The organism is Litorilituus lipolyticus, from assembly GCF_006439335.1.
Lineage (GTDB): Bacteria > Pseudomonadota > Gammaproteobacteria > Enterobacterales > Alteromonadaceae > Colwellia > Colwellia lipolytica.
The window spans coordinates 121911-147206 of record NZ_SAWY01000021.1; the positions used below are offsets into that span (position 1 = coordinate 121911).

A 25296-nucleotide genomic window follows, 5' to 3' on the forward strand; every position below is an offset into this window, starting at 1 on the left:
ATGCGACAGCACCATGTTTAACAGCGTTTTAGATACGCTGTTAAATATAGAAAAGAGAAAAGGAGGATGTATGGCTAATTTTATTGATAGACGGCTCAACAGTAAAAATAAAAGTACTGTGAACCGTCAGCGCTTTCTTCGACGCTATAAAAATCAAATTAAGAAGTCTGTCTCTGAAGCCATTAATAAGCGCGGCGTAACAGATATTGAGTCAGGGGAAGATATTGTCATTCCAAGAAAAGATCTTTCTGAACCAGTCTTCCATCAAGGAGGTGGCGGAATAAAGGATAGAGTTCACCCTGGCAATGATCAATTTGCTCCAGGAGATAGAATTCCTAGGCCGCCTCAGCAACAAGGTCAAGGTTCTGGGCAAGGTGAAGCCAGTAATAGTGGTGAAGGCGAAGATGACTTTACTTTCTCTATATCTAAAGACGAATATTTAAACTTGTTGTTTGAAGATTTGGAATTACCGAATTTAGAAAAAAATCAGCTCGATAAACTAATTGAGTTTAAAACAGTACGCTCTGGTTATTGTGCAGAAGGAGTGCCTGCTAATATTGATATTGTGAAATCTTTGCAAGGCTCTATTGCAAGAAGGATTGCAATGACATCTTCTAAACGCAAAGAAATTAAGGAACTTGAACAACAACTTCTAGCATTACAAAACGATAAGCACGACCATATTCAAAAAGAACGAGAGTTAATCGAAGCCATTACCCTACTCAAAGAGAAAATAGCTAAAGTACCGTTTATTGATACCTTTGATTTACGATTTAGAAATTATGCCAAGCAAGCAGTTCCTACCTCAAAAGCGGTTATGTTTTGCTTAATGGATGTTTCAGGCTCTATGGATCAGGCAACAAAAGAAATGGCAAAACGTTTCTATATTTTGTTGTACTTATTTCTTAGCAGAACTTATAAAAATATCGACGTTGTTTATATACGTCATCATACTCAAGCGAAAGAAGTCAATGAGCACGAATTCTTCTACTCACAAGAAACGGGAGGAACTATTGCTTCAAGCGCTTTGGAATTAATGAATCAAATCATAAATGAACGTTATAGCGAGAGCCAATGGAATATTTATGGCGCACAGGCCTCTGATGGAGATAATTGGGCTGATGATTCACCACGATGTAAGACCTTATTGGAGCAAAATATTCTCCCTAGAACACGTTATTTTAGTTACATTGAGATTACCCAACGGGCACATCAAACTCTATGGCAGCATTATCAACAAGTTGCTGATGCTAACCCTAATTTTGCGATGCAACATATCAAATCAGTCGCTGATATTTATCCTGTATTTAGAGAGCTATTTAAGAAAAATACTCAAAATGCAGCATAATAGGAGAAGATGAGATTATGGCAACATCAATTAAAGAAAAAAATAAGAAAAAGTCAACGTCAAAAGAGTCAACTAAAGACAGCCAACATTTAGCCAACCACGTGGCTAGTGAAACCTCTCCACTTGATGACAGTTCAGATTGGACATTTGAGTTACTCGACTTATACCAACAAGAAATAGCAAGAGTTGCAAAGCATTATCGTTTAGATACATATACGAACCAAATCGAGGTTATAACTGCAGAGCAAATGATGGATGCATATGCCAGTGTTGGTATGCCAATTGGCTATAGTCATTGGACTTTTGGGAAGAAGTTTATTCAAACAGAGCAAAATTATAAGCGAGGTCAAATGGGGCTTGCTTATGAAATTGTAATTAATTCAAGTCCATGTATTTCTTACTTAATGGAAGAAAATACCATGACCATGCAAGCCTTAGTAATGGCCCACGCTTGTTATGGTCATAACTCATTCTTTAAGGGAAACTATTTATTTAAGTCGTGGACTGACGCTAGTTCAATTATCGATTATTTATTGTTTGCTAAAAACTATATTGCTGATTGTGATCTTAAGTACGGTATTAGCGAGGTGGAAGCAACTCTTGATGCCTGTCATGCATTAATGAGCCATGGTGTTGATCGATATAAAAGACCACAAAAAATATCACTCGATGAAGAGCTAAAACGCCAAAAAGAAAGAGAAGAATATTTACAGTCACAAGTAAACTCTTTATGGCGTACCGTTCCTAAAGCAGAAAAGAATGATACCAAGCAACATTATAAATTTCCGGCTGAACCACAGGAAAACATCCTTTATTTCGTTGAAAAAAATGCCCCATTATTAAAGCCATGGCAACGTGAAATTGTACGAATTGTTCGTAAAATATCTCAATATTTTTATCCACAAAAACAAACGCAAGTAATGAATGAAGGCTGGGCTTGTTTTTGGCATTACACCATATTGAATCATTTATATGACGAAGGCTTAGTGACTGATAAATTTATGATTGAGTTTTTACATAGTCATACCAATGTTGTTGCGCAACCTGAATACAACAGCCCTTATTATTCAGGTATTAACCCCTATGCGCTAGGCTTTAATATGTTCATGGACATTCGCAGGATATGTGAAGAGCCTACCGATGAAGATAAGCAGTACTTTCCTGAAATAGCTGGTAGCGATTGGTTAGATACCGTTCATTTTGCTATGGAAAACTTTAAAGATGAGAGTTTTATTAGCCAGTATTTATCGCCAAAATTAATTCGAGATTTCAAACTGTTTCATATACACGATGATAGCAGTAATAACTTTGTCGAAATTGGCGCTATTCATAATGAGCAAGGCTATAAAAAAGTCAGAGAAAACTTAGCTAATCAATATAACCTCAGTAACTTAGAAGTAAACATTCAAATTATAGATGCTAATATTGAGGGAGATCGTGCTTTAACATTACGTTATACCCCACATAATAATGTCGCCTTAGGCGATTCAAAAGATGAAGTATTAAAGCACTTACATTACTTATGGCAGTTTGATGTGAAAATAATCCAAGAAGACAAAGATGGTATCGATCAAGTTATTGCAAGCTGCCCAATAAAAGAGAAAAAAGAAAAGGAATAGCTTTAGACCATAAAAAAAGCCACCGAATAAATTTAGGTGGCTTTTAGGTAATGTATATTGTTACGTTAATTTAATCTTCTGATAATTCTTTAAACACGTCATCTTTTAATTCTGACCAAAGCTGACCAGACGCTACACCGTATTTTCTTACTGCTAAGACAGACTCATCAAAACGATTTGCATTAGCTAATTCAATTAAGTTTTCGTAATACTCACGAGAAATTTCTCGCCCCTTAGGGTGGCTAAAATACAAACTACCAATACGCGAGTATAGGCCTCTAAAACCATTAAGTATTAATAAATATATTGAGTTACCTGAAGCAACAACCAGCTCTTTATTTAATTTATAATCAAATTCAGCAAAGGCTTCACCTGTATCTTCAACATTTTTGTATTCTTGTAGTAACTCAATGGCCTTTTCAGGATTATTTTTTATAGCACCACGAATATAGATGGCACTGATATTTGTTCTAGCAGAAAGTAAGTTATCTACCAGCTCAGGAATACCGTCGTGATCCAACTGTGCTAACGTTTCTAAAATATTTAACCCTGATGTTTCCCAAAAGTTATTCACTTTTGTTGGTTTACCATGCTGTATGGTTAACCAACCATCACGTGCTAAACGCTGAAGTACTTCTCGTAAAGTTGTCCGCGTAACACCAATTAATTCAGAGAGTTCACGTTCTGCCGGTAAAATTGACCCCGGTGGGAATCCACCATTCCAGATAGACTCTACTATATATTGTTCAGCAAACCCTGCTGGGCTTTGAGCTTTTATAACCATGGTCTAAAACTACCTAAATTAGAAGTGAGAAAAATTATCAACTGATTGTACCAGAACAGCAAATAGGTACAAGCTCTGAGTTACCTGTGTTTATAAATACAACAGCTTAGCTAGTTTTAAATACTATTAGCGAAATAACAATTAACGTGTTTATTTACTAAAGAGAAGTTATTTTTGGGGCACAAGTTTATATATGCCCTGCCCATCAACTGCCACATAAAGATAGCCATCAGGGCCTTGTTGAACATTTCTGACCCTAGTAAGTTCATCTTTTATGATTTCTTGCTTTATCACTTGCTCATCACGAAGCGTTAACATTAAAACATAACCAAATTTTAATGAACCTACCACCAGGTTTCCTTGCCAGCTAGGATATTTATTTCCTGTAATAAAGCTCATGCCTGAAGGAGCAATTGAAGGATCCCAATACCATAATGGCTGCTCCATGCCTTGTTTCTCTGTTAATTCGGTAAATTTAGAACCTGAATAATTAACACCATAACTAATAACGGGCCATCCATAATTTTTACCCTTATTGATAATGTTTATTTCATCTCCGCCTCGAGGCCCATGTTCATGAGTCCAAATAGCACCTGTTTTTGGGTGAAGTGCCATTCCTTGTGGATTTCTATGGCCATAAGAAAAAATTGCTGGTTTTGCTAATTCATTTCTTACAAAAGGATTATCAGCTGGTATTTTCCCATCATCGTGTAAACGATATACTTTTCCAGCATCACGAGTTAAATCTTGTGGATTTTTATCTCTTTGTCCTCGGTCGCCAACAGAAAAATACAAATAGCCTGAGCGATCAAAGGTAATTCTACTGCCAAAATGTGAAGATTTACTACCGTAAGCTTGAGCGATATAAATATCTTCTTGCTCGATTAATGTCATTCCTTTCAATTTTGCTCTCATAATAGCTGTACTTTTGTTACCGCTACCATCAGCCCTGCTATATGAAAAGTAAATCCAACCGTTTTTCTCGTAATTTGGGTGTACTGCAATATCTAGTAATCCACCTTGATTTGCCACTTCAATTTTAGGGAGACCGCTTATTGTTTCTTTAATGAGTGTCCCCTGCTTTACCATGCGCAATTTTCCACCTCGCATGGTAATTAACATATCACCATTGGGCAGCCAAGCCATCCCCCAAGGGATACCATCTAATTCAATGAATTTTTGGGCAGATACTTTTTCGTTTGACGCTTTAAAGTCTGTCTTTTGAGTAATTGTCATAGCCGAAGTGGGCATACAAAGACCTAAGGAAAGTACAAAAAATAAGGTGTTTTTAAACATTGGGCTATAGGCTTGAGTTAAAGTAGACTTGCTACATCATAGTCAAATAAACGATGATTGAAAACCATAGAGAAAAACAACAGATAGCAACTTACTATTCCTAACTATAAACAAGGTTTGCAACATTGCTCACCTTGTTATAAATCAAACATATTCTTAAAATCAGCCAAATTAATCGTTATCAATGGGTTTGTTGTATCATTTTGTAAATATTTTGGTAGAATTCGCCCCAACTTTTACACCAACATTATTAACCTCCATTTAGAGACCAATATGAAACCGATTTCATTCTTATTATTGGCTGTTATCGCTGTACTATTTCCTAGTATCGCATTAGCTTCAGATGCCTCTCATCAATCCATTGATTTAACGACACACTGGATTGGTTATACCGCTATTGCAATTTTTGTTTTTTCTTACTCTTTAGTTATTCTAGAAGAGCAATTGCACTTAAGAAAATCAAAACCCGTTTTATTAGCTGCTGGTTTAATTTGGATTCTCATTGCCGCTTTTTATGGTTCTCAAGGTATGCCGCATGCAGCTGAAGTTGCCATTAGACATAACTTCCTTGAATATGCTGAATTATTCTTCTTCTTATTGGTGGCAATGACCTACATTAATGCCTTACTAGAACGTAATGTCTTTGATGCTCTTCGTGACGTATTAATAAAAAGGGGCTATAGCTACAAAGCACTGTTCTGGATAACAGGTATTTTAGCCTTCTTCATCTCACCAATTGCCGATAACTTAACAACCGCATTAATCATGTGTGCTGTAGTTCTTACCGTTGGTAAAGATGCACCAAAATTTGTTGCTATGAGTTGTGTTAACATTGTTGTGAGTGCAAATGCTGGTGGTGCGTTTAGCCCATTCGGTGATATCACCACCTTGATGGTTTGGCAAAAAGGCATTGTTCAGTTCACTGAATTCTTCGCCCTATTTGTTCCTTCAGTGGTTAACTTTATTATCCCTGCTTTTATCATGTCATTTTTCTTGCCTGAAGGAAATCCTAAGTCAAGTTCAAATGAAATAACTCCTATTAAAACAGGTGGCTTAGTGATTGTTGGCTTATTTATATTAACAATTATTACAGCAGTTTCATTCCATAACTTCTTACACCTACCGCCAGTATTTGGCATGATGTTAGGTCTTGCTTATTTGAAATTCTTTGGTTATTACATTAAGAAATCAGGTCAAGGTAAACTTAATACCTCAGACGTTCCAGCAGGTCGTACAAGATCAGACGATTTTGATATTTTTGATAAAATAGCTAAAGCCGAGTGGGATACACTTTTCTTCTTCTATGGTGTGATTTTAGCTGTAGGCGGTTTAGGTTTTATGGGTTATTTAGGTTTAGTATCAGAGTTTATGTACGGTGAACTCGGTGCAACTAACGCTAACATTTTAGTGGGTATTTTATCTGCAATTGTAGATAACATCCCGGTTATGTTTGCAGTATTAACAATGCAACCAGAAATGTCACATACACAATGGCTATTAGTTACGTTAACAGCAGGTGTTGGTGGTAGTTTATTATCAATTGGCTCTGCTGCCGGTGTTGCACTTATGGGGCAAGCACGTGGCTACTACACTTTCTTTAGCCATTTAAAGTGGACACCAGTAATTGCGATTGGTTACGCAGCAAGTATTTGGGTTCATTTATTAATTAACTAATGAATTAATTGTTTACACTTCTTCCTCTAATCAAGAGAACAATAGGGGTCGATTTAAAGTGTTAGCATGATATGATTAAAAAGCTTCTAGTTTATAGAGGCTTTTTTTATGAGAAAAATAAGTCTTTTCAAAGGTAAATGAATGAAATTTTTAAGTGATATTACTACAAGTGGTCGTGCTTGGGCTTTATTAGCACTATCAGCTCTAGGGCTGGAGTTATGTGCTTTGTTCTTCCAGTATATTATGGATTTAGCCCCTTGTATTATGTGTGTTTACCAACGTCTAGCCATTGCAGCAATTATTGTTGCTGGCCTTATAGGTAGTGTTCTTCACCAGTTCGCTTTAGCAAGGGTTATCGCCTACGCACTTTGGGCAACCGGTTCCATTTGGGGATTAATAATTGCTCTGGAGCACGTAGAAATGCAAAGCAGCACAGCCTCGTTATTTTTCAGCTGTGAATTTACTCCTAACTTCCCTACCTGGGCACCGCTTCATGAGTGGCTACCTTTCTTGTTTGAAGCAACAGGAGATTGTGGTGAAATTAGCTGGCAATTTTTAGGTTACAGTATGCCGCAATGGATGGTAGTTGTGTTTGCAGCTTATTCATTAACATTTTTCTTCATTTTACTGAACAGATTGGTCAACGCTAGAAAGTTTTAACACCACTGTTTTTTGATAAACTTTATTTTGAAGAAAATAAAACATTAAAAAAGGCGGTCAAACCGCCTTTTTTATATTCACAGTATTAAATAATTAACCTCAACGCGGGATAAGAGATTCGCTAGCTATTTGAAAGCGATAGGTGCCGCTACACCAGCGGCAACATAGGGAATAACCTTCTCAATAACTCCCGAAATATCCACTTCTCGGTTAAAGTCATTCGCTGCAATGTCAATAAGCGCATCACTTGAAGACATCGTAAAAACAATAGTTCCCATAGTAAAATGTAATCGCCAAAACATTTCTTCTGCTGAAAGTTCAGGATACGCTTTATGCACCGCTTCAGTAAAGTTTGAGAATACATTCGGGTATTGTGTTGTTAAGAACCATCTTAAGAAACCTTGGCTGTCAGTATAACCACGCCCTAAAAGCTGTAAAAAGGTACTGGTACCGTTTTCTCTATACTGGTTTAAATATAATAATGGTTCAATAAAGGCTGAAAATACCTCATGCAAAGTTGGTTTATCATCACGCTCACATAATTGTGACAACGCACTTTCTAGCCTAGGTGAAAGCTCATCCATATAGCGAGACATAACCGCTTTAATCAACTCTTTTTTAGAGCCAAAATGATAATTGACCGCAGCCAAATTTACCGTTGCTAAACCAGTTATCTCGCGTAATGATGTGCCGTTAAAGCCTTTATCAGCAAATAACAATTCTGCCGCATCTAATATTTTATTTTTAGTACTCATACATCTCAATACATTAGTGACCGAGAACAGCATTTAGCAAACAGTCAGTTTAAACACCTGTTTAAAATACCGCATTTAACTTTTATAGGTCAAGTTTTTAAACAAAAGAGAAAATAATTAAAATAAATTTGAACTATTGTTACATTTGACGACTCTTATAGGTGAATACATGTTATTCCTGACTCAGAGACCTGATCTGTCAATCACTCCCTGAGTCTTTTTTTTGGCATAAATATTTTAATTTTTCCTAGAGCACGCTTATCTTTGTGGTACAAATTTTATTCGAATTAAACGTGATTTAATCAAGGCGTAGCGATTGAAGTATAGTTGTTATAAAAATGAGCTATAACAAAGAGTAAATCACCTTTAAACGAATCCTACGGACAGCGTCCATTTGAAATTTTTACGGCGTTATCGCCTATTTATGGGGAATAACCACATTACATAGACTCTTCCTTGTATAAATATCAAATACTCTGCTGCATAAACGTTCAGCAAAGTTCAACACGCTCTAATATTTCCACCTACTTTGCTGCGCTAAATTACAAATCGTTACGCAATCAATACAGTAAGCTACATGCTTATCTAATATTATTATTTTGCTTTCTTAGAAAACGAACTTCAAGCATATGTTTTTTAAAAGTTTCATGTTGTTGTTTGGCTCATTCCTTCCCCTTGAATGAGCCTTTTTTTTGTTTGTCGCTTAAAGAAAACTATTCACCGTAAAAACATTGTATCGCTAGCACAATTTAATATACTTAATTTCATCTAGGCATATACTTAGCCTCGAAATAATCAATAAACTCCTTAACCAATAACGATACTGATAATGAATAAAATTAAAAAATCTTTTAAATTCACGGGTATTGCATTAGTGGTTGCCGCATCACTCGCAGCTTGTACTAATAACAATGTTCCTCAAGAAAAAAACACTGCCTCTATCGAAAATAGCGCATTAACAAGTGCTGATGCACAACAATTTCTTGATAATGTAGCTAAAGAAATGGTCGAACTTAATCTTTCAGGTGCGCGTGCAGCATGGATATATGCGAACTTTATCACTGAAGACACTGCATCTTTAGCCGCAGAAGCCGATCAAAAATCAACAGAAGCCGGTGTTAGGTTTGCCATGCAAGCGGCAAAGTTTGACAAGGTTGATGTAACTGACATTCAGCGCCGTCAATTAGATTTCCTTAAGCAAAGCTTAGTTTTACCGGCACCACAAGATTCAGAAAAGTCAGCCGAATTAGCTCAAATTGGCGCTAAACTTGGTAGTATCTATGGTAAAGGTACATACACAACTAAAGCGGGTGAAAAGCTTAGTCTTGTTGATATGGGCGCGAGAATGTCAACATCACGCGACTACAATGAATTACTTGAGCTATGGGCTGGCTGGCGCGAAGTGAGTCCAGAAATGAAGCCTTTATATACTCGTCAAGCTGAATTAGCCAATGAAGGTGCTAACGGTTTAGGCTATAAAGATTTAGGCACTATGTGGCGCTCTAATTACGATATGCCAGCTGATGAATTTGCCAAAGAGCTCGATAGATTATGGGGACAAGTTAAGCCGTTATATGACGATTTACATTGTTACGTGAGATCTGAACTAGGTGAGCAATACGGTGAAGACAAAGTACCTCAAGATCAACCTATTCCAGCTCACTTACTAGGTAATATGTGGGCGCAAACATGGGGCAATATTTACGATATCGTTGCACCTGACAATGCAGATCCAGGTTACGATGTAACTAAACAACTTGCCGCACATGATTACGATGAAATAAAAATGGTTAAAGGTGCAGAAAACTTCTTCACCTCATTAGGTTTTGAACCATTACCAGAGACATTCTGGACACGTTCTTTATTCACTAAACCTGCAGATCGAGACGTTGTATGTCATGCATCAGCCTGGGATTTAGATGCAAAAGACGATATTCGTATTAAAATGTGTATTCAAAAAACCGGTGAAGAATTCAATGTAATTCATCACGAATTAGGACATAACTTCTACCAACGCGCATATAAAGATCAGCCTGTATTTTTCCAAAACAGTGCAAATGACGGTTTCCATGAAGCGATTGGTGACACCATTGCATTATCTGTAACACCTAAGTATTTAAAAGAAATAGGCTTAATTGAAACAATTCCTGATGAGTCAAAAGATATTGGCTTATTAATGAAACAAGCATTAGACAAAATTGCCTTCATTCCATTTGGTTTATTAGTCGACCAATGGCGCTGGAAAGTTTACTCAGGTGAAGTAACTCCAGAAAACTACAATAGTGCATGGTGGGAATTACGTGAAAAATATCAAGGTGTAGCAGCACCTATAGCACGTGATAAAGATGCCTTTGATCCTGGTGCAAAATACCATGTACCGGGTGGTGTTCCTTACTCTCGTTACTTCTTAGCGCATATTCAGCAATTTGAATTCCACCGCGCATTATGTGAAATTTCTGGTAATACAGATCCAATTCATCGCTGTTCAATTTATAACAGCAAAGAAGCAGGTGAGGCACTTAATACCATGCTAGAAATGGGCTCAAGTAAGCCATGGCAACAAGCGTATAAAGTGGTTACTGGAAATGAGCAAATGGATGCAAGTGCAATCTTAGATTATTTCGCACCACTTCATGTTTGGTTAAAAGAGCAAAACCAAGGTAAACAGTGCGGATTTTAAAAATCTAAGCAATTAGCTCTGAGCTAACTTGTGTTGATTCAATACAGTTAGCTCATAATAAATCATCAAGCATTAAAAAAGCCTTAATACTTCACAGTATTAAGGCTTTTTTATTAACTAAAGAAAAGAACCTAGCTCATATGCATAAGCATATTATTAGGCTTTTCTAGGAAAGACTTCCATAAATTACAAAAACGAGCAATAGTGCCACCATCAATCACACGGTGATCACCAGACCAACTTACCTGCATAATGCTACGTGCTTCAACTTCACCTTTGTCATTAAAGCGAGGTAAAGTTTGCAATTTACCTAATGCTACAATTGCCGTTTCAGGTTTATTGATAATAGGTGTTGCCACGGTACCACCAATAGCACCAATATTTGAAATAGTAACAGTGCCACCTTTTAAGTCACTACTCGCTACTCGACCACTGCGCGCGTCATTCGTTAACTTAGTGATATCATTAGCTAAATCAATAATTGATTTTAATTGCACTTGTTTTACATTAGGCACCAATAACCCTACTTTTGAATCAACAGCCATGCCGATATTATGATCGTCAAAGTAAGTTAACTCACTACAGTCTTCATTCACTTGAGAATTAATAAGTGGGAACTGTGATAACGCTAAAGACATAGCTTTCATGAAGAATGGCATCATGGTTAATTTAATGTCTTGCTTTGCGTAAACTTCTTTTAACTCTTTTCGTAATGCAATCAATTCTGTTAAGTCAATCTCTTCACAGTAAGTAAAATGTGGAATCGTTGATACTGACTCTTGCATCGCTTTAGCCATTACTGCTTTAACGCCGCGAATAGCTTCTGTTCTAGTACCGCCCGAAGGTTTACCATGAGCAGGAGCTGTAACACCGTCTTGGCTAAATGCAAGTACGTCGTCTTTATAGACTCGACCTTTTTTGCCGCTACCTGCTACGTCATGAATATTAACATCAAGCTCTCTCGCAACACGGCGCACTGCTGGACTGGCTAAAGCTTTACCGTTGCTAGCTTTTTGGCTCACTGGCGCAATAGTGACCGAAGCGGTGTCTGTTTTAGTCACACTTACTTGTTCAACAGGCTTAGATACTGCTTCAGCTGGTTTTTCTTGTACTTCTTTTTTCTCGTTACTTGCACCACTAGCCCCATCAGTAATCATGGCAAACAATGGCTCGTGTACTTTAGCAATATCACCTTGGTTGTAATATAACTTTTCAATAACGCCAGAATGCATCGCTGGAATTTGTACCAGTGCTTTATCTGTCATTACATCAGCAATAGGTTGGTCTTCAACAATACTATCGCCTTCCTTAACTAACCATTCAACCAGTTCACACTCAACAATACCTTCACCGATATCTGGTAATATAAAATCAATGCTCATAATAATAATTTCCGATTTTCTAGTAATTTACACTAGCTTTAATGGCTTCATACACTTTTAAGTGATCGCTGATATATTCTTTTTCTAACGCTAATGGATATGGCGTATCTAAACCACACACTCTAGCAATAGGCGACTCTAAATGTAAGAAACATTCACTTTGAACTGTTGCTGCAATTTCACTGGCAAAACCTGCTGTTAATGGTGCTTCTTGACTCACCAACAAACGACCTGTTTTCATTACTGACTGACATACAGTTTCAATATCCCAAGGTAAAATGGTACGTAAATCAACGACTTCACATGAAATACCATCATTAGCTGCCAACTCAGCCGCTTTTTCATTAATTTCCATCTGAGCGCCCCAAGCGAGTAGCGTAATATCACTGCCTTCTTGAACAACTTCAGCTTTACCTAATGGTAATTGGTAATCTTCTTCAGGAACTTCACCAACAGACGCGCGGTAAAGACGCTTAGGTTCAAAGAATACAACGGGATTATCGTCACGAATAGACGCCAACAATAAACCTTTAGCTTGGTAAGGGTTACGAGGCACAACTATCTTTAAACCCGGTGTATGTGCAAAGTAAGCTTCAGGTGATTGACTATGATATAAACCACCAGCAATACCACCACCATACGGTGTACGGATAGTTAGCTTACCTACATCAAACTCATTACCACTGCGGTACCTAAATTTTGCTGACTCATTAACAATTTGATCAAATGCTGGGAAAATATAATCAGCAAACTGGATTTCAGCAATTGCCACACTACCTTGCGCTGCTAAGCCGTTAGCAAAACCGATAATCCCTTGTTCAACTAATGGCGTATTAAAACAACGTGTTTTACCGTATTTATCCTGCAAACCACTTGTTGCACGAAAAACACCACCAAAGTGACCAACATCTTCACCAAAACAAACTGTGCGATCATTTTCAGCCATAGCAATGTCTAACGCATTATTGATGGCGTGTAATAAATTCATTTGTGCCATAACTAAAATTTCCCCGCAGTAAATGGATAAGCTTCTGGATATTTATTTACATGTGCTTTTACTTCTTCAAGCTGTGCTTTTAATTGCGAAGTTGGTTCATCATAAACATCAGTAATTAGAGTATCGATATGCGGTTTATTTATCTTCTCAGACACTTTAACAGCCGCTAATACTTCTTCACGTAAGCCTTCAAATAAGGTGTTATCTTGCTCTTCATCCCACCAACCTTGCGCGAGAATCCAGTTTTTCATTCGTAAGATAGGATCATTAGCTTGCCATTTTTCTTCTTCTTCACGTGTTCTGTAACCTGAAGGATCATCAGAAGTTGAGTGCGCCCCTAAACGATATGACATTGCTTCAATTAATACCGGTGCATTTTCTTCTAAAGCATAGGCTCTGGCAATTTGTGTTGCTTTTAATACAGCAAGAATATCATTACCATCTACACGGATTGTTTTAATACCGTAACCTACACCTCTAGAGGCAATGCCATTGCCTTTAAATTGTTCATCGGCAGGTGTTGAAATGGCATATCCATTATTTCGACAGAAAAATATAACAGGCGCTTCCTGTACAGCTGCCATATTCAACCCAGCATGAAAGTCACCTTCTGATGCAGCACCTTCACCAAAGTAACACATAGTGACGGCATCAATGCCTTGGACTTTTTGCCCGTAAGCATAACCTGTTGCTTGAGGAATTTGCGTACCTAGCGGAGAAGAAACAGTTAAATAGTTCAATGCTTTAGAACCGTAATGAATAGGCATTTGGCGACCTTTGCCTAAATCTTTTTCATTACTAAATAACTGATTCATGAAGTTTTCAAGACTAAAGCCACGATACATTAATGCACCTTGCTCTCGGTATTGTGTCATGATCATGTCTTGTGGTTCTAATCCTGCAGCGCCACCAACACTCGCCGCTTCTTCACCTAAAGCAGCCATATAAAAACTTAGGCGACCTTGACGCTGTGAAGCGACCATACGTTCATCAAGTACACGATGAAACGCTAAAGTTTTATATATTTTGATCGCATGAGCTTCGTCAATTTCAGGCATATCTGCATCAGGGTAAATAGTGCCATCTTGATGTAATATTTTAAGCTCAGGAATTTCTACGCTACTCCCGTCGATAAAAACTGGTTGATGTACAACAGGTCCCTGCTTATATAGCTCTGAGGGTATTTCTGGAGATTTTTCAGTGGTCATAATATTCTCTTACTTATCAGTTACGCAAATAATCGCGTAAACTTGTGGAATTCACACTTGTTGTTTTTATTAACTCATTAGGTTCTTCTTTTTATTATTTTTAAATATTACCTAATGAGGTAGTTCAATGACTGACATTAGTATAGTCAACATATGCACTAACTGCGTCAAACTTTACCTTTACGTCAACTGACATTCAAGAATATCTCACAATGAATTGGCCTATTGACGATAGTAAGTGAACATGAATCTTTACACTTGCTCAATTCAGCGCTTTTCATCTCTAACATTTTGCCAAGTTAAATATGCAGTAATAAATACTTTATAAAACTTCCAGCTTAACAAGCCTGTAATACAATCGTCATAAAAACATCATCTTTAGGCAAGAAAATAGACACGTCAATTTTCATGGATGTCTTTTATATGCGTGCTTCACACTTCTTCAAAATATCTAGCTTAGCGATGGCTATTTTCACCTTGTTTTTTCTTTATGCAATGTACTGGGTTGGTAATAGTTTTGCGAAAAGTAATGCTACGCTCAAAAGGTATCAAAATCTTCAATCATTGATTGTGGTCGATTTGAATAGAACAATAACTCATTACCTAACAACGGGTGATGCAAGCCTTTTAGTACAAGCGAACGAGCAACTGTCGCAAATAGACACGCAATCAAAGCGTATTGAACAGCCTGCTTTGCAACAAGCATTACTTGAATCGTCATCAGCATTGTCTAGTATTTTAAATGGCAAACTAAGAGCTTTGGGGAAGTTAAGTGGAAATCCTTTAGCCTTACTGCAACTTAGTGAACAAAGCATGAATGGTATTACCTTCCAACTGATGTCATATGCATTAAACAACGAGAAAATTAGTACACAAGACAAGCAAAGCTACTTGTTAATTACTGCTGACATTGCGAAAACGTTAACTGCCCTTATACAAAGTAGAGAAAACTTGTTTAATCAAGCTGAAGTAGACGGTACTAACCTCAGGTTTCACCTCAAACAAATTAAAGGTATGGCGAATCAATTATACACTTTACCTAGTTTAGAGATTTATCTTGATGATGATGAAGATGAACTCTCCATAGATGATGAAACCCGTGACGAACTTTCACAAGAAGCAATTAACGAACTCAACAGCTTAATTGCGCGCTACTTATCAGAGCTAAATTTAACCATGCAAAGTAAAAAGCAACAAGTGGCTGGCTTCTCATTACTAAAAACAAAACTTGATGCTCTAGAAGAGACTATTGCCTTAAGTGAAGAAAAAATTGTCAAGCAGCAAGCGATAACTCACAACAGACTTGAGAATATGATAATCAGTTTATTATGTTTTCTAGTTATTTTTCTAGTGACCAATAGCTACTTACAGCACAAGTTAATATTAAATCCATTACGACTGTTAAGAGACAAGTTTGTTTTATTAACAACCAAAGGCAAAGTAGGCTCTATAGATAGCATCAATCAACATTCTGAACTGGGTGAAATAGCTAACAGTTTTAATAGGCTTGTTAACCAGCTTTCTCTACAAGACCAGCATAAAACCAAACAGTTAACCTTGGTAACTGACACCTTAAGCAGCATGCAAAACCAAGCAAACAGCATTCAAAGCACCTCTTCAAGTACCAGTGAACAAGTGAATGAAGTACAAAAAAATATGCTTGCTCTTGGCCAAGTAACTGATGAAGTAGATAGCTTATCTGAACAAGTAGTTGAAAATGCCATAAGCACACAAGGTGCAATGCAAGACAGTTTACAGCAGGTAGACAGTGCCTTAAAAGCCAGCGAAATAACTAGCCAAGCCGCAACTTCAGGTAAAAGAGCCATTGAAAAACTAGGTAGCTCAGTCAATAGTGTCAATTCTATTATTGATGTTATAAATGCCATAGCCGAACAAACCAATTTACTAGCACTCAACGCAGCAATAGAAGCCGCTCGCGCAGGTGAACATGGCCGAGGATTTTCGGTCGTTGCAACGGAGGTTCGTCAACTTGCAGGAAAAACCCAAGATTCATTACAACAAATAAATGCAAAACTAAGCCAACTTCATAGCGATAGTCGCTTAATTACCTCAACCATCGAAGACATTGAACAAGCCTCACTTGAACAACAAAAAATAGCCATGTTGCTAAAAGATAATTCAGAAAAAGTAACGGAACAAGCCAAGCTTTCTGCCACGGTAGCAAAAAATTCACAGCAACAAATAATCAAGCAAAAAGAACACTATCAAGCGTTTAAAAGTGCTATGACTCATGTGAATAATGAAGTAGCTCAATCAAAGCAATTGGCGGAAAACATTACAAAGGAAGTAGCAAGCCAAGTAGAAAGTATTAGTCAGACCTTAAAAGTGGCGAGTTAAACGGCTTATACATAATAGAATAAGTTCACTAGAGCCAAAAAAATACATGTGGTACTACATAAGAGGTCTTACATTAACTAATTCATTACAGTTGAATGCTTGTCAGAAGAACACTCATGATAAATATCATCAAGATATTTACCAAACTCTATTACGTATTAATCTAAAGGACTGACAACTTCATAGACTCTAGTGCGAATGCCAGAATCTGAATCATTAAACTAATACCATTCTTGCTCTTCTTTATTAGCTGATATTTGCTTGCCAAAAAAAATAAACTTGATAATCACAATTGCCCCTTCTACACAAAATGCCACCCTCAACAGTCAAACAATTTCTCCTAGTAATCCATGAAAAACTTTAGACCCCATCAACATGCTCCTTGTGTAATTAGCGACCCAAAAGTTAGTCTGTACTAGCTCGCTTAGAAAAATTCAACTAAGCGAAATCAAGCTAAACACTAATACTATCACCTCAATTGACTTGCTATATTTTTAAGGTTATTTGATAGGAGTAAGGCAATAAAAAAGGCGTCCCGGATATTACGGGACGCCTTTGTATTTGAATATGGCGGTGAGGGAGGGATTCGAACCCTCGAAGGCTTGCGCCTTACACACTTTCCAGGCGTGCTCCTTCGGCCACTCGGACACCTCACCATTTGAATTCTTTGCATTTTATTGTGTTATTTTCACATTTAGCGGTAAAGGCCGATGAGCCAGAACGCTATTTTAGCACTGTTGATATTTTAAAGTGTTATCGACACTTTTAAGCAGCGCTATGTTAGGTAATATTCCAATTTAACGCAAGGTAATTTCACCTATATCAACTTAATTTCTGAGTTTTCAAGCATTCACGTTAATTCAAAGCTCTTTTATCGCTTTATGCTCGCTGAAAAGTCTAACATGCGATTCAATGACTTTAAGGCACCTTCTCTTAAATTCATATCTACAAAGACTTCTCTACCTTTAGGATCGAGTAAAGCATCTTCTATTTCTTTTAAGCCATTCATTGCCATCCAAGGACAATGTGCACAGCTACGACATGTTGCGCCTTCACCTGCAGTAGGAGCTTCAAAAAATTCTTTTTCAGGGCAAAGTTGCTGCATTTTATAAAAAATGCCTCTATCTGTTGCGACAATGAACTTTTGGTTTGGCAGTTCATGAGCCGCCTTAATTAACTGGCTTGTAGAGCCCACAGCATCGGCTAATTCAACAATCTCAAGGGGTGACTCAGGATGAACTAATACTGCCGCATCAGGGTGCATTGCTTTCATATCGCGCAGTGCTTTCGTTTTAAATTCATCATGAACAATACATGCACCTTGCCACATCAGCATATCTGCGCCCGTTTCACGTTGAATATAGTTACCTAAATGACGGTCAGGTCCCCAAATAATCTTTTTCCCTTGCTCTTCTAAATGCTCAACAATTTCTAAGGCACAAGAAGAAGTCACAATCCAGTCTGCACGCGCTTTTACCGCCGTAGAGGTATTGGCATATACCACAACAGTATGATCTGGGTGCTGATCACAAAATGCAGAGAACTCTTCAATTGGGCAGCCTAAATCTAAAGAGCAAGTTGCTTCAAGCGTTGGCATAATTACTGTTTTTTCAGGAGTTAAAACCTTAGCAGTATCACCCATGAATTTTACACCTGCAACAATCAATGTGTCTGCGGGGTGTTTATTACCGAAACGAGCCATTTCAAGAGAGTCAGCTACGCATCCACCCGTCTCTTCAGCTAATGCTTGAATCTCGGGGTCAGTATAGTAGTGAGCAACTAAGACAGCATTCTTCTCAATCAGTAATTGCTTTATTCTTTCTTTATAAAGCGACTTTTCATCTTGCGACAATGGTTTTGGTTTCGCAGGAAATTGAAAATCAAATTCGACAGCTGTATTAGTTTGACTCATGTTAATCTCTAATTTGGGACATTTTTTAACGGCGCAATTATATGTGAAAGCACTGTAAATGTGTACTATAGATTTAGCCTAGCCTTTAACTAATTATTGTTAAATAGTAATGCAATTCTATAGCTGTAAGTAAAAACTATTGATTGAAACTATTTACCCATGAATAATTGAGGCAGTAACGTTTCAGAAGTACTTAATAGTATTATAGGCAAACGATCGTGAAGGATTCTAAAAGGTGGTCGGTCGTGAAGGATTTGAACCTTCGAATGATGAGTTAATGCGGTTAAAAGCCTTGGCTTTTGTTTGACTTGATGAATAATTCAAAAAAGGTGGTCGGTCGTGAAGGATTTGAACCTTCGAATGATGAGTTAATGCGTTTAAAAGCCTTGGCTTTTGTTTGACTTGATGAATAACTCAAAAAAGGTGGTCGGTCGTAAAGGATTTGAACTTTCGATTTATGAGTTAATGCGGTTAAAAGCCTTGGCTTTTGTTTGACTTGATGAATAACTCAAAAAAGGTGGTCGGTCGTGAAGGATTTGAACCTTCGACAAATTGGTTAAAAGCCAACTGCTCTACCAACTGAGCTAACGACCGATGATAGATGTTTTCTGTGTTTATTCTAATTAAAGAATAGAATAGTTTTGAAAGAAAAACTTTCAACTTATCAATTAATCTTAATAGATTTAAAGTAAGTGGTCGGTCGTGAAGGATTTGAACCTTCGACAAATTGGTTAAAAGCCAACTGCTCTACCAACTGAGCTAACGACCGATGGTAGATAAGTAAATAGTTTCGCCGAACTCATTCATAATGAAATTGGTCGGTCGTGAAGGATTTGAACCTTCGACAAATTGGTTAAAAGCCAACTGCTCTACCAACTGAGCTAACGACCGATAACTATTTACACATACAAATGACACGATAATTGGTGATTAAAGTGGTCGGTCGTGAAGGATTTGAACCTTCGACAAATTGGTTAAAAGCCAACTGCTCTACCAACTGAGCTAACGACCGTCATTTGTACTACGTTGAACTGCTCGTCCAACGCGGGGCATATGATACTTATAATTTTTTTAAGTGCAACAATAAATTTCGTTTTTTTTAATATTATTAGCTGTTCGGCTAAAAACACAGCAATACGCTACATTTATCATCAAAAACGAAATCCAACAATGTTATTTAAGTTCAATTACAAGCTTTCTAAACGTGGTTTAGCAAGCTTTGCAGATGTTGAATCTGGGTACTCTTTCAACAATTGTTGATAAAGCTGTTTAGCTTTTGCGTTGTTATTGTTCTTTTGTGCGACCATTGCCAGCTTAAGCAAAGCATCAGGACGCTTAGCTGAATCAGTAAACTGTTCAACAACCGTTCTAAACTCTTGTTCTGCTTCAACTAGCTCGCCCTTGTTAAATAGCAATTGCCCTAACCAATAATGTGCATTCGGTGCATAAGTTGATTGAGGAAAGCTTTTATTAAAGGCTCTAAATTCAGGTATCGCTTGCTCATAACGCTTATCTTTAAGCACTAAGTTTAGCGCTCTATCATAAGCTTCATTTTCAGTTAAGTCGTTACTATAACTTTGGCCTGTTGATACAGGTGCTGAATTTGTATTACTTGCGATAACACTAGGCACGGGGTCATTCGACTTTAGCGCTTCACTAACACGTCTATCGAGTTCTTGATAAAGCTCTCTCTGACGCTCTAGTACTTGGCTAAGTTGATGAGTATGCAACTCTGTTACACCGCGCAATTCATTCATTTCAGTTTGCAACTGATCTAACTGACGCTGGATCTTAACTTGAGCTCTATTCCTAGAGTCTAACTTACGTTCTAAAACAGTGAGCTGCTCTGATAAAGAGCTTGAAGAGCCATAGTTACTTGAATTGACATCGACGACTGGCGCTTGAGGAACGGCTAATACCGAGGAGGTACTAGCCGTTAACAAGATACCAAATAAAACTTTGTTTAGTTTCATTTATCTACCTGAATAGTTAAGAGTGGTGGTTTAGTAAACTAATACAGCACGACGGTTTTTAGCAAAAGCACTTTCTGTGCGATCCATAACCATTGGCTTTTCTTCACCGTAACTAACAACTGATAATTGGCTTGAGTCAACACCCATGTTTTCTAAATAGGTTACAACAGCTTTTGCACGACGCTCACCTAAAGCAATGTTGTACTCTGGCGTACCGCGCTCATCAGCATGACCTTCAACTAATACTTTCACATCAGAATTAGCGTTTAAGAATTTTGCATGAGCATCTAAAATTGCTGCGTACTCATCACTTACATTTGAAACGTCAAAACCGAAATATACGATATGCTCTGAACGTAACTTAGCTAGTTGCTGACGCTTTTGCTCTTGAATTTCTGCTTCACGTTTAGCAGCTGCTACTTGTACGCTATCTTCAGCATTTTGAGTTACTTGAGCATTAGTATCTACTTGGCTTTGCTCTTCAGTATCTGAGTTAGAGCTACAAGCTGTTAAAGCTAATAAAGGTAAAGCGATTGCTAAGCTTTTTACTGTTTTGTTTAAGCGCATTTTATTATCCTTTGTTCTAAAAAATAGTAAGTTTAAATAAGTGTTCAATATATTTTTATAAAAACGGTGACCATGCAGGAGCCTTTACTTGCCCATCAAGTGCTGGTAACCGAGCTTTAAATCGTCCATCAACAGACACTAAACCTAATACCTGACGGTTATTATGAAGTGTACTGTAAATTATCATTCCACCATTTGGCGAAACACTTGGTGATTCATCTAGTCGCGTTTTTGTTAATACCTGAAAGATGCCAGAATCAAATTCTTGCTTAGCTAAACGGTATTGACCACGTGTTCTATTCACCATAATTAACTGTTTACCGTCTGGTGTAACAGAACCGCCCAAGTTCATTTCACCATCAAACGTTAATCGTCGAATTTTTCCATCGACTAAATTTACGCGATATAGCTGAGGTTTACCACCCCGTTCTGAACTAAATACTAATGAATTTCCATCTGGCGTCCAACTTGGTTCGGTATCAATGGCTCTATTTCTGGTTACACGACGTAATTTTTTCGTTGCCAAGTTCATTACATAAAGGTCTGGATTACCATCCTTTGATAGAACCATTGCCATGCTTTTCCCGTCAGGAGAAAAACGTGGCGCACTATTAATGCCTTTAAAAGAGCTAATTAATTGACGCTGCGCAGTGTAAATATCTAAAACATGTATTTGAGCCTGACGATTTTCAAATGTAACATACGCTAATTGCTCGCCATTTGGATGCCAAGAAGGAGACATTAACGGTTCATCAGAACTTAACAAGACTTGCTCATTAAAACCATCATAATCAGCTATCGCTAACTGATACGGGTACTTTCCTTGATCACGAACAATAACGTAAGCAATTTTAGTTAAAAATGCACCTTTACTACCTGTTAATTTTTCATAAACCACATTACTAATACTGTGTGCGTATCGGCGGAATTGTTCACTACTAATATCAGCACTTCTTTGCGCTAATATATGATCTTGCGCTTCAACTAACTCACCATTACTTAACATGGTTGTTTGGCCACCAGTCACCTGCCCTCTAATAACATCTATCAACTGGTAACTTACTTGGTATATACCCATCGATACTTCTGTTATTTCGCCAATAAGAATGGCTTCTATTCCTTCACTTGCCCAAGCACTGTAATCAACATTTTGCGCTGAGGTTGGCACTTGTGGAAATTTATCATACGACACTGGGCTAAACTTACCACTGCGCAATAAGTCATTACTAATCACTTTAGATATGCGTTCAGGTAACTCAGAATTACCTGTCCATTTAAAAGGTAGTATTGCAATCGGGCGAGCACTATCTATACCACCCGTGATGACTATTTCTAGGGTAGCCATAGCTCGTGTTGACGTTAGCAAAGTTAATAAGCTAATAAAAACAGTTATGAGTAATTTAAATTTCATTTGGTTCTTCAATCTTCTTCTTAAATTATTATTAGGTTAAACGATAACGTTAATGCTAAAACTCAGGCACAACAGTCACGGCTATCTTGCGCATTTCTTTAAATACTTCAGGGTCTTTCGATACAGGTAACGTACCAGCCTTATAAATAGCTGTTTTTGCCGCTTCACATACTACCCTGTCTCCTTGACCAATAACAACCTGAGTTACGAAGCCTGATGGTGCAAGACTTATTGTTAATTTACAGGTTTTTCCCGCCATAGTACTACGATCTTTTATCATATTACGGTTAATTGATTGCTTAATCAAAGCGGCAAAACGATCAATTTCAGAAAGCACTTGCTGACGACGGGCTTTATTACGGCTCGCCATTTCAGCAGCCATTTGCTGAGCAAGCATTTCTTCTTGTTTCGCTCTTTCTTTTGCTTCTGCTTCTTTACGTTTTTTCTCAGCTAATTCTTTCTTACGCTTTGCTTCCGCTTCGGCTTTTTTCTTCCTACGAAGCTCTTCCGCTTTTTTAGCTGCAGCTTCTTCTTTTATTCTTTTTGAACGAGCTTTAGCTGCTGCATCTTCTGCCTTTTTCTTTTCTTGTTCTTTTTGTTTTCGAAGTTTTTCAGCCTTCGCCGCTTTAGCTTTAGCACTTTTTGCTGCGTTATCCGCTTTTATTTTTTCTTGCTCTTTTTGTTTGCGTTGCTTTTCAAGCCTTTTTATTCGAGCTTCTTCTTTAGCACGACGTTTTTTCGCTTCGGCTGCGCGTCGCTCAATATTTTCTATACGCTTTTTCTCAGCAGCTAATGCATCACTCTTTTGTTTTTTGATTTTATTAATAGCTTTATCTAGCTTTGCTTTATCTACAGCAACAGCTTGAATGGGTTGCATTTCTTGAATACTTGGCGCTGGTCGCTCTTTGGGTTTTGAAGAAAAATCACCAATAAACAACACAGCGATCATTACTGCATGTAAAGCAATACTTAGCCAAAGTGCTTTTATATAGGGGGTATTAAGGTACTTCTGACTCACCTTACTTCTCCACAGAGTCTGTCATTAAACCAACAGAGGGTACACCAGCAACTTGCTGTAAAAGCACCATTAACTGAATAACTGCATCATAAGACACAGCACCATCACCATTCACAACCACAGGCGTATCTGGTTCTAGTTCTAAATGTGCTTTAACTAAAGTAGCAACTTCTTCGGCTGACATTGGCGTTTTATCATCTGCCCCAACCGTTAAGTAGTAGCGCCCTTGGGCATCAACAGATGCTACCAGTGGCGTTTTGCTGTCTTCATCCATAGGTTCAGCGTCAGCTTGAGGTAAGTCCACTTTTACACCTTGTGTTATAAGTGGTGCTGTTACCATAAAAATAATCAGTAATACCAACATCACATCAATGTAAGGAACAACATTAATTTCAGCTACTTTACGGCGCCTAACTCTTTGATACATAAGCTTCTCCGTTAAGCATTCGATTCTGCAGCTGTTTGACGCTGTAAAATACTTGAGAACTCTTCCATAAAGTTACCGTAACTGTTTTCAAGTTTTTCGACTTTGTGACTAAAACGGTTATATGCCATAACGGCAGGTATTGCTGCAAATAGTCCCATTGCGGTGGCAATTAAAGCTTCAGCAATACCTGGAGCAACCATTGCAAGAGTCGCTTGCTTAACGGAACCTAAAGCAATAAATGAATTCATGATGCCCCACACCGTACCAAATAAGCCAATATAAGGACTAATTGAGCCAACCGTTGCCATAAAAGGTAAATGAGTTTCGAGGCTGTCGACTTCTCTTGACAGGGCTACTCGCATAGCACGATGAGTACCATCTACGATGATTTGAGGGTTATTAATATTACTTTTACGTAAACGCGCAAACTCTTTGAAGCCTGATACAAATAAACTTTCAATGCCTTGTATGTTACTTTTTGCTGAAATTTCACTGTAAAGTTTGCTTAAATCAGCACCGCTCCAAAACTTATCTTCAAAGGTTTTTAATTGTTGCACCGCATTTCTAAGGATCTTTCTGCGTTGAAAGATCATCGCCCAACAAACAATAGAAAAAATAAGTAAAGTCAGCATGACCAATTGAACTAAAATACTTGCTTCTAAAAATAAATGAAAAAATGAGATTTCAGCTGACACGTTTAAACGCTCCTAATATCGATTCGGGAATAGCACACGGCTTATTGGCTTTAAAATCTACACAAGCAATTTTAACTTTGGCAGTGCAAAGTAATTGTTGGTGCTGACTTTTAATTTCTTGTTGGAAGACCAAACTCGCTCTTTTGAGGGTGACAATTGTTGAGTGTACATTAAGAACATCATCTAATTTTGCCGAAGCAAGGTTATCCATTTCTACCTTTCTGACAACAAAACCTAGCTGTTGTTCTAAAAAAAATGCCTGATTAATACCCATCTCTCTTAACCACTCAGTTCTTCCTCGTTCGAAAAACTTTAAATAGTTAGCATAATAGACAATACCGCCGGCATCGGTATCTTCATAATATACTCTAATTGAATGATTGTGCTCTTGGGATGGCATTGATAATTCAGTATTTGTGATAGATTTTTTTATTGGCTATATAGTAATAGATAAAGTGATTGGCAAACAAGGCAAGGCACATAATAAATTACAATTTTTTGCAATTATTAAGCGATTTAAATTCAATAAAGC

Annotated in this window: 20 protein-coding genes and 5 tRNA genes; 6 read left to right on the forward strand and 19 right to left on the reverse strand. The window is 37.6% G+C overall.

What is annotated here, in order from left to right; all coding sequences use genetic code 11:
- Positions 1 to 70: 70 nt before the first annotated feature.
- Both EPA86_RS11170 and EPA86_RS11175 read left to right on the forward strand, forming a co-directional pair.
- Positions 71 to 1348 (forward strand): YeaH/YhbH family protein, encoded by a 1278-nt coding sequence (locus EPA86_RS11170; RefSeq protein WP_140603594.1) that lies wholly within the window; start codon positions 71 to 73, stop codon positions 1346 to 1348.
- A gap of 14 nt (positions 1349 to 1362) precedes the next feature.
- A complete protein-coding gene (locus EPA86_RS11175) occupies positions 1363 to 2967 on the forward strand; it encodes a SpoVR family protein (protein ID WP_425462570.1) in 1605 nt (534 codons plus the stop codon).
- Between the two features lie 70 nt (positions 2968 to 3037).
- Here EPA86_RS11175 and fadR read toward each other — a convergent pair whose 3' ends face one another.
- Complete coding sequence (gene fadR, locus EPA86_RS11180) at positions 3038 to 3751, reverse strand: fatty acid metabolism transcriptional regulator FadR (RefSeq protein WP_140603598.1); 714 nt, start codon at positions 3749 to 3751, stop codon at positions 3038 to 3040.
- A gap of 168 nt (positions 3752 to 3919) precedes the next feature.
- On the reverse strand, positions 3920 to 5002 hold the full coding sequence (locus EPA86_RS11185) for a PQQ-dependent sugar dehydrogenase (RefSeq protein ID WP_170309634.1): 1083 nt from the start codon (positions 5000 to 5002) through the stop codon (positions 3920 to 3922).
- Positions 5003 to 5320: 318 nt separating this feature from the next.
- Between EPA86_RS11185 and nhaD the strand changes: the two genes are divergently transcribed.
- Together nhaD and dsbB are read left to right on the forward strand one after the other, a co-directional pair.
- Positions 5321 to 6721 (forward strand): sodium:proton antiporter NhaD, encoded by a 1401-nt coding sequence (nhaD, locus tag EPA86_RS11190; RefSeq protein ID WP_140603602.1) that lies wholly within the window; start codon positions 5321 to 5323, stop codon positions 6719 to 6721.
- A 141-nt stretch (positions 6722 to 6862) separates the two neighbouring features.
- Positions 6863 to 7381 carry a disulfide bond formation protein DsbB gene (gene dsbB, locus EPA86_RS11195; RefSeq protein ID WP_140603604.1) on the forward strand — a complete coding sequence of 173 codons (519 nt, stop codon included), beginning with the start codon at positions 6863 to 6865 and terminating at the stop codon, positions 7379 to 7381.
- Positions 7382 to 7506: 125 nt separating this feature from the next.
- On the opposite strand, the gene psrA is transcribed toward dsbB, so the two are convergent.
- Positions 7507 to 8136: a TetR family transcriptional repressor PsrA gene (gene psrA, locus EPA86_RS11200; RefSeq protein ID WP_140603606.1), complete on the reverse strand. Its 630-nt coding sequence runs from the start codon at positions 8134 to 8136 to the stop codon at positions 7507 to 7509.
- Positions 8137 to 8965: 829 nt separating this feature from the next.
- Between psrA and EPA86_RS11205 the strand changes: the two genes are divergently transcribed.
- Positions 8966 to 10816 carry a M2 family metallopeptidase gene (locus EPA86_RS11205; protein ID WP_170309635.1) on the forward strand — a complete coding sequence of 617 codons (1851 nt, stop codon included), beginning with the start codon at positions 8966 to 8968 and terminating at the stop codon, positions 10814 to 10816.
- Positions 10817 to 10947: 131 nt separating this feature from the next.
- On the opposite strand, the gene EPA86_RS11210 is transcribed toward EPA86_RS11205, so the two are convergent.
- From EPA86_RS11210 to EPA86_RS11220, 3 genes are read right to left on the reverse strand one after another with little or no spacing between them, the layout of a single operon-like run.
- Positions 10948 to 12198 (reverse strand): dihydrolipoyllysine-residue acetyltransferase, encoded by a 1251-nt coding sequence (locus EPA86_RS11210; protein WP_140603608.1) that lies wholly within the window; start codon positions 12196 to 12198, stop codon positions 10948 to 10950.
- A gap of 19 nt (positions 12199 to 12217) precedes the next feature.
- Positions 12218 to 13195 carry an alpha-ketoacid dehydrogenase subunit beta gene (locus EPA86_RS11215; RefSeq protein ID WP_140603610.1) on the reverse strand — a complete coding sequence of 326 codons (978 nt, stop codon included), beginning with the start codon at positions 13193 to 13195 and terminating at the stop codon, positions 12218 to 12220.
- Between the two features lie 2 nt (positions 13196 to 13197).
- Complete coding sequence (locus tag EPA86_RS11220) at positions 13198 to 14403, reverse strand: thiamine pyrophosphate-dependent dehydrogenase E1 component subunit alpha (protein WP_170309636.1); 1206 nt, start codon at positions 14401 to 14403, stop codon at positions 13198 to 13200.
- A 423-nt stretch (positions 14404 to 14826) separates the two neighbouring features.
- On the opposite strand from EPA86_RS11220, the gene EPA86_RS11225 reads away from it, so the two are divergent.
- Complete coding sequence (locus EPA86_RS11225) at positions 14827 to 16761, forward strand: methyl-accepting chemotaxis protein (RefSeq protein ID WP_170309637.1); 1935 nt, start codon at positions 14827 to 14829, stop codon at positions 16759 to 16761.
- A gap of 568 nt (positions 16762 to 17329) precedes the next feature.
- Here the strand turns inward: EPA86_RS11225 and EPA86_RS11230 are convergent.
- From EPA86_RS11230 to ybgC, 13 genes are all read right to left on the reverse strand, one after another.
- Positions 17330 to 17417 (reverse strand) — tRNA-Ser (locus EPA86_RS11230).
- A gap of 215 nt (positions 17418 to 17632) precedes the next feature.
- Positions 17633 to 18673 (reverse strand): quinolinate synthase NadA, encoded by a 1041-nt coding sequence (nadA, locus tag EPA86_RS11235; protein WP_140603614.1) that lies wholly within the window; start codon positions 18671 to 18673, stop codon positions 17633 to 17635.
- A 518-nt stretch (positions 18674 to 19191) separates the two neighbouring features.
- Positions 19192 to 19267: transfer RNA gene (locus EPA86_RS11240), tRNA-Lys, on the reverse strand.
- A gap of 99 nt (positions 19268 to 19366) precedes the next feature.
- Positions 19367 to 19442 (reverse strand) — tRNA-Lys (locus tag EPA86_RS11245).
- Positions 19443 to 19488: 46 nt separating this feature from the next.
- Positions 19489 to 19564: transfer RNA gene (locus EPA86_RS11250), tRNA-Lys, on the reverse strand.
- Between the two features lie 45 nt (positions 19565 to 19609).
- A tRNA-Lys gene (locus EPA86_RS11255) sits at positions 19610 to 19685 on the reverse strand.
- A 175-nt stretch (positions 19686 to 19860) separates the two neighbouring features.
- Positions 19861 to 20646 carry a tol-pal system protein YbgF gene (ybgF, locus tag EPA86_RS11260; protein WP_140603616.1) on the reverse strand — a complete coding sequence of 262 codons (786 nt, stop codon included), beginning with the start codon at positions 20644 to 20646 and terminating at the stop codon, positions 19861 to 19863.
- 30 nt (positions 20647 to 20676) lie between these two features.
- Positions 20677 to 21213, reverse strand: coding sequence for a peptidoglycan-associated lipoprotein Pal (gene pal / locus EPA86_RS11265; RefSeq protein ID WP_140603618.1), 537 nt, complete (start codon positions 21211 to 21213; stop codon positions 20677 to 20679).
- 55 nt (positions 21214 to 21268) lie between these two features.
- Positions 21269 to 22624 (reverse strand): Tol-Pal system beta propeller repeat protein TolB, encoded by a 1356-nt coding sequence (gene tolB, locus EPA86_RS11270; RefSeq protein ID WP_140603637.1) that lies wholly within the window; start codon positions 22622 to 22624, stop codon positions 21269 to 21271.
- 55 nt (positions 22625 to 22679) lie between these two features.
- The gene (gene tolA / locus EPA86_RS11275) at positions 22680 to 23642 is read right to left on the reverse strand and encodes a cell envelope integrity protein TolA (protein ID WP_246058373.1); all 963 of its coding nucleotides are present in this window, start codon (positions 23640 to 23642) and stop codon (positions 22680 to 22682) included.
- Between the two features lies 1 nt (position 23643).
- Complete coding sequence (tolR, locus tag EPA86_RS11280; RefSeq protein ID WP_140603639.1) at positions 23644 to 24069, reverse strand: protein TolR; 426 nt, start codon at positions 24067 to 24069, stop codon at positions 23644 to 23646.
- Between the two features lie 11 nt (positions 24070 to 24080).
- Positions 24081 to 24764, reverse strand: coding sequence for a protein TolQ (gene tolQ, locus EPA86_RS11285; RefSeq protein ID WP_140603641.1), 684 nt, complete (start codon positions 24762 to 24764; stop codon positions 24081 to 24083).
- Positions 24754 to 25164, reverse strand: coding sequence for a tol-pal system-associated acyl-CoA thioesterase (ybgC, locus tag EPA86_RS11290; RefSeq protein ID WP_170309638.1), 411 nt, complete (start codon positions 25162 to 25164; stop codon positions 24754 to 24756). Before ybgC ends, tolQ begins: the two co-directional genes overlap by 11 nt.
- Positions 25165 to 25296: the final 132 nt, after the last annotated feature.

What these genes read in the sequence shown, in the direction of transcription:
- EPA86_RS11170 (WP_140603594.1), top strand. Translation starts at nt 71, where the DNA reads ATGGCTAATTTTATTGATAGACGGCTCAACAGTAAAAATAAAAGTACT.
- EPA86_RS11225 (WP_170309637.1), top strand. Translation starts at nt 14,827, where the DNA reads ATGCGTGCTTCACACTTCTTCAAAATATCTAGCTTAGCGATGGCTATT.
- ybgC (WP_170309638.1), bottom strand. Translation starts at nt 25,164, where the DNA reads ATGCCATCCCAAGAGCACAATCATTCAATTAGAGTATATTATGAAGAT.
- nadA (WP_140603614.1), bottom strand. Translation starts at nt 18,673, where the DNA reads ATGAGTCAAACTAATACAGCTGTCGAATTTGATTTTCAATTTCCTGCG.
- dsbB (WP_140603604.1), top strand. Translation starts at nt 6,863, where the DNA reads ATGAAATTTTTAAGTGATATTACTACAAGTGGTCGTGCTTGGGCTTTA.
- pal (WP_140603618.1), bottom strand. Translation starts at nt 21,213, where the DNA reads ATGCGCTTAAACAAAACAGTAAAAAGCTTAGCAATCGCTTTACCTTTA.
- ybgF (WP_140603616.1), bottom strand. Translation starts at nt 20,646, where the DNA reads ATGAAACTAAACAAAGTTTTATTTGGTATCTTGTTAACGGCTAGTACC.
- tolR (WP_140603639.1), bottom strand. Translation starts at nt 24,069, where the DNA reads ATGTATCAAAGAGTTAGGCGCCGTAAAGTAGCTGAAATTAATGTTGTT.
- tolB (WP_140603637.1), bottom strand. Translation starts at nt 22,624, where the DNA reads ATGAAATTTAAATTACTCATAACTGTTTTTATTAGCTTATTAACTTTG.
- EPA86_RS11205 (WP_170309635.1), top strand. Translation starts at nt 8,966, where the DNA reads ATGAATAAAATTAAAAAATCTTTTAAATTCACGGGTATTGCATTAGTG.
- psrA (WP_140603606.1), bottom strand. Translation starts at nt 8,136, where the DNA reads ATGAGTACTAAAAATAAAATATTAGATGCGGCAGAATTGTTATTTGCT.
- nhaD (WP_140603602.1), top strand. Translation starts at nt 5,321, where the DNA reads ATGAAACCGATTTCATTCTTATTATTGGCTGTTATCGCTGTACTATTT.
- EPA86_RS11215 (WP_140603610.1), bottom strand. Translation starts at nt 13,195, where the DNA reads ATGGCACAAATGAATTTATTACACGCCATCAATAATGCGTTAGACATT.
- EPA86_RS11210 (WP_140603608.1), bottom strand. Translation starts at nt 12,198, where the DNA reads ATGAGCATTGATTTTATATTACCAGATATCGGTGAAGGTATTGTTGAG.
- EPA86_RS11185 (WP_170309634.1), bottom strand. Translation starts at nt 5,002, where the DNA reads ATGCCCACTTCGGCTATGACAATTACTCAAAAGACAGACTTTAAAGCG.
- EPA86_RS11220 (WP_170309636.1), bottom strand. Translation starts at nt 14,403, where the DNA reads ATGACCACTGAAAAATCTCCAGAAATACCCTCAGAGCTATATAAGCAG.
- fadR (WP_140603598.1), bottom strand. Translation starts at nt 3,751, where the DNA reads ATGGTTATAAAAGCTCAAAGCCCAGCAGGGTTTGCTGAACAATATATA.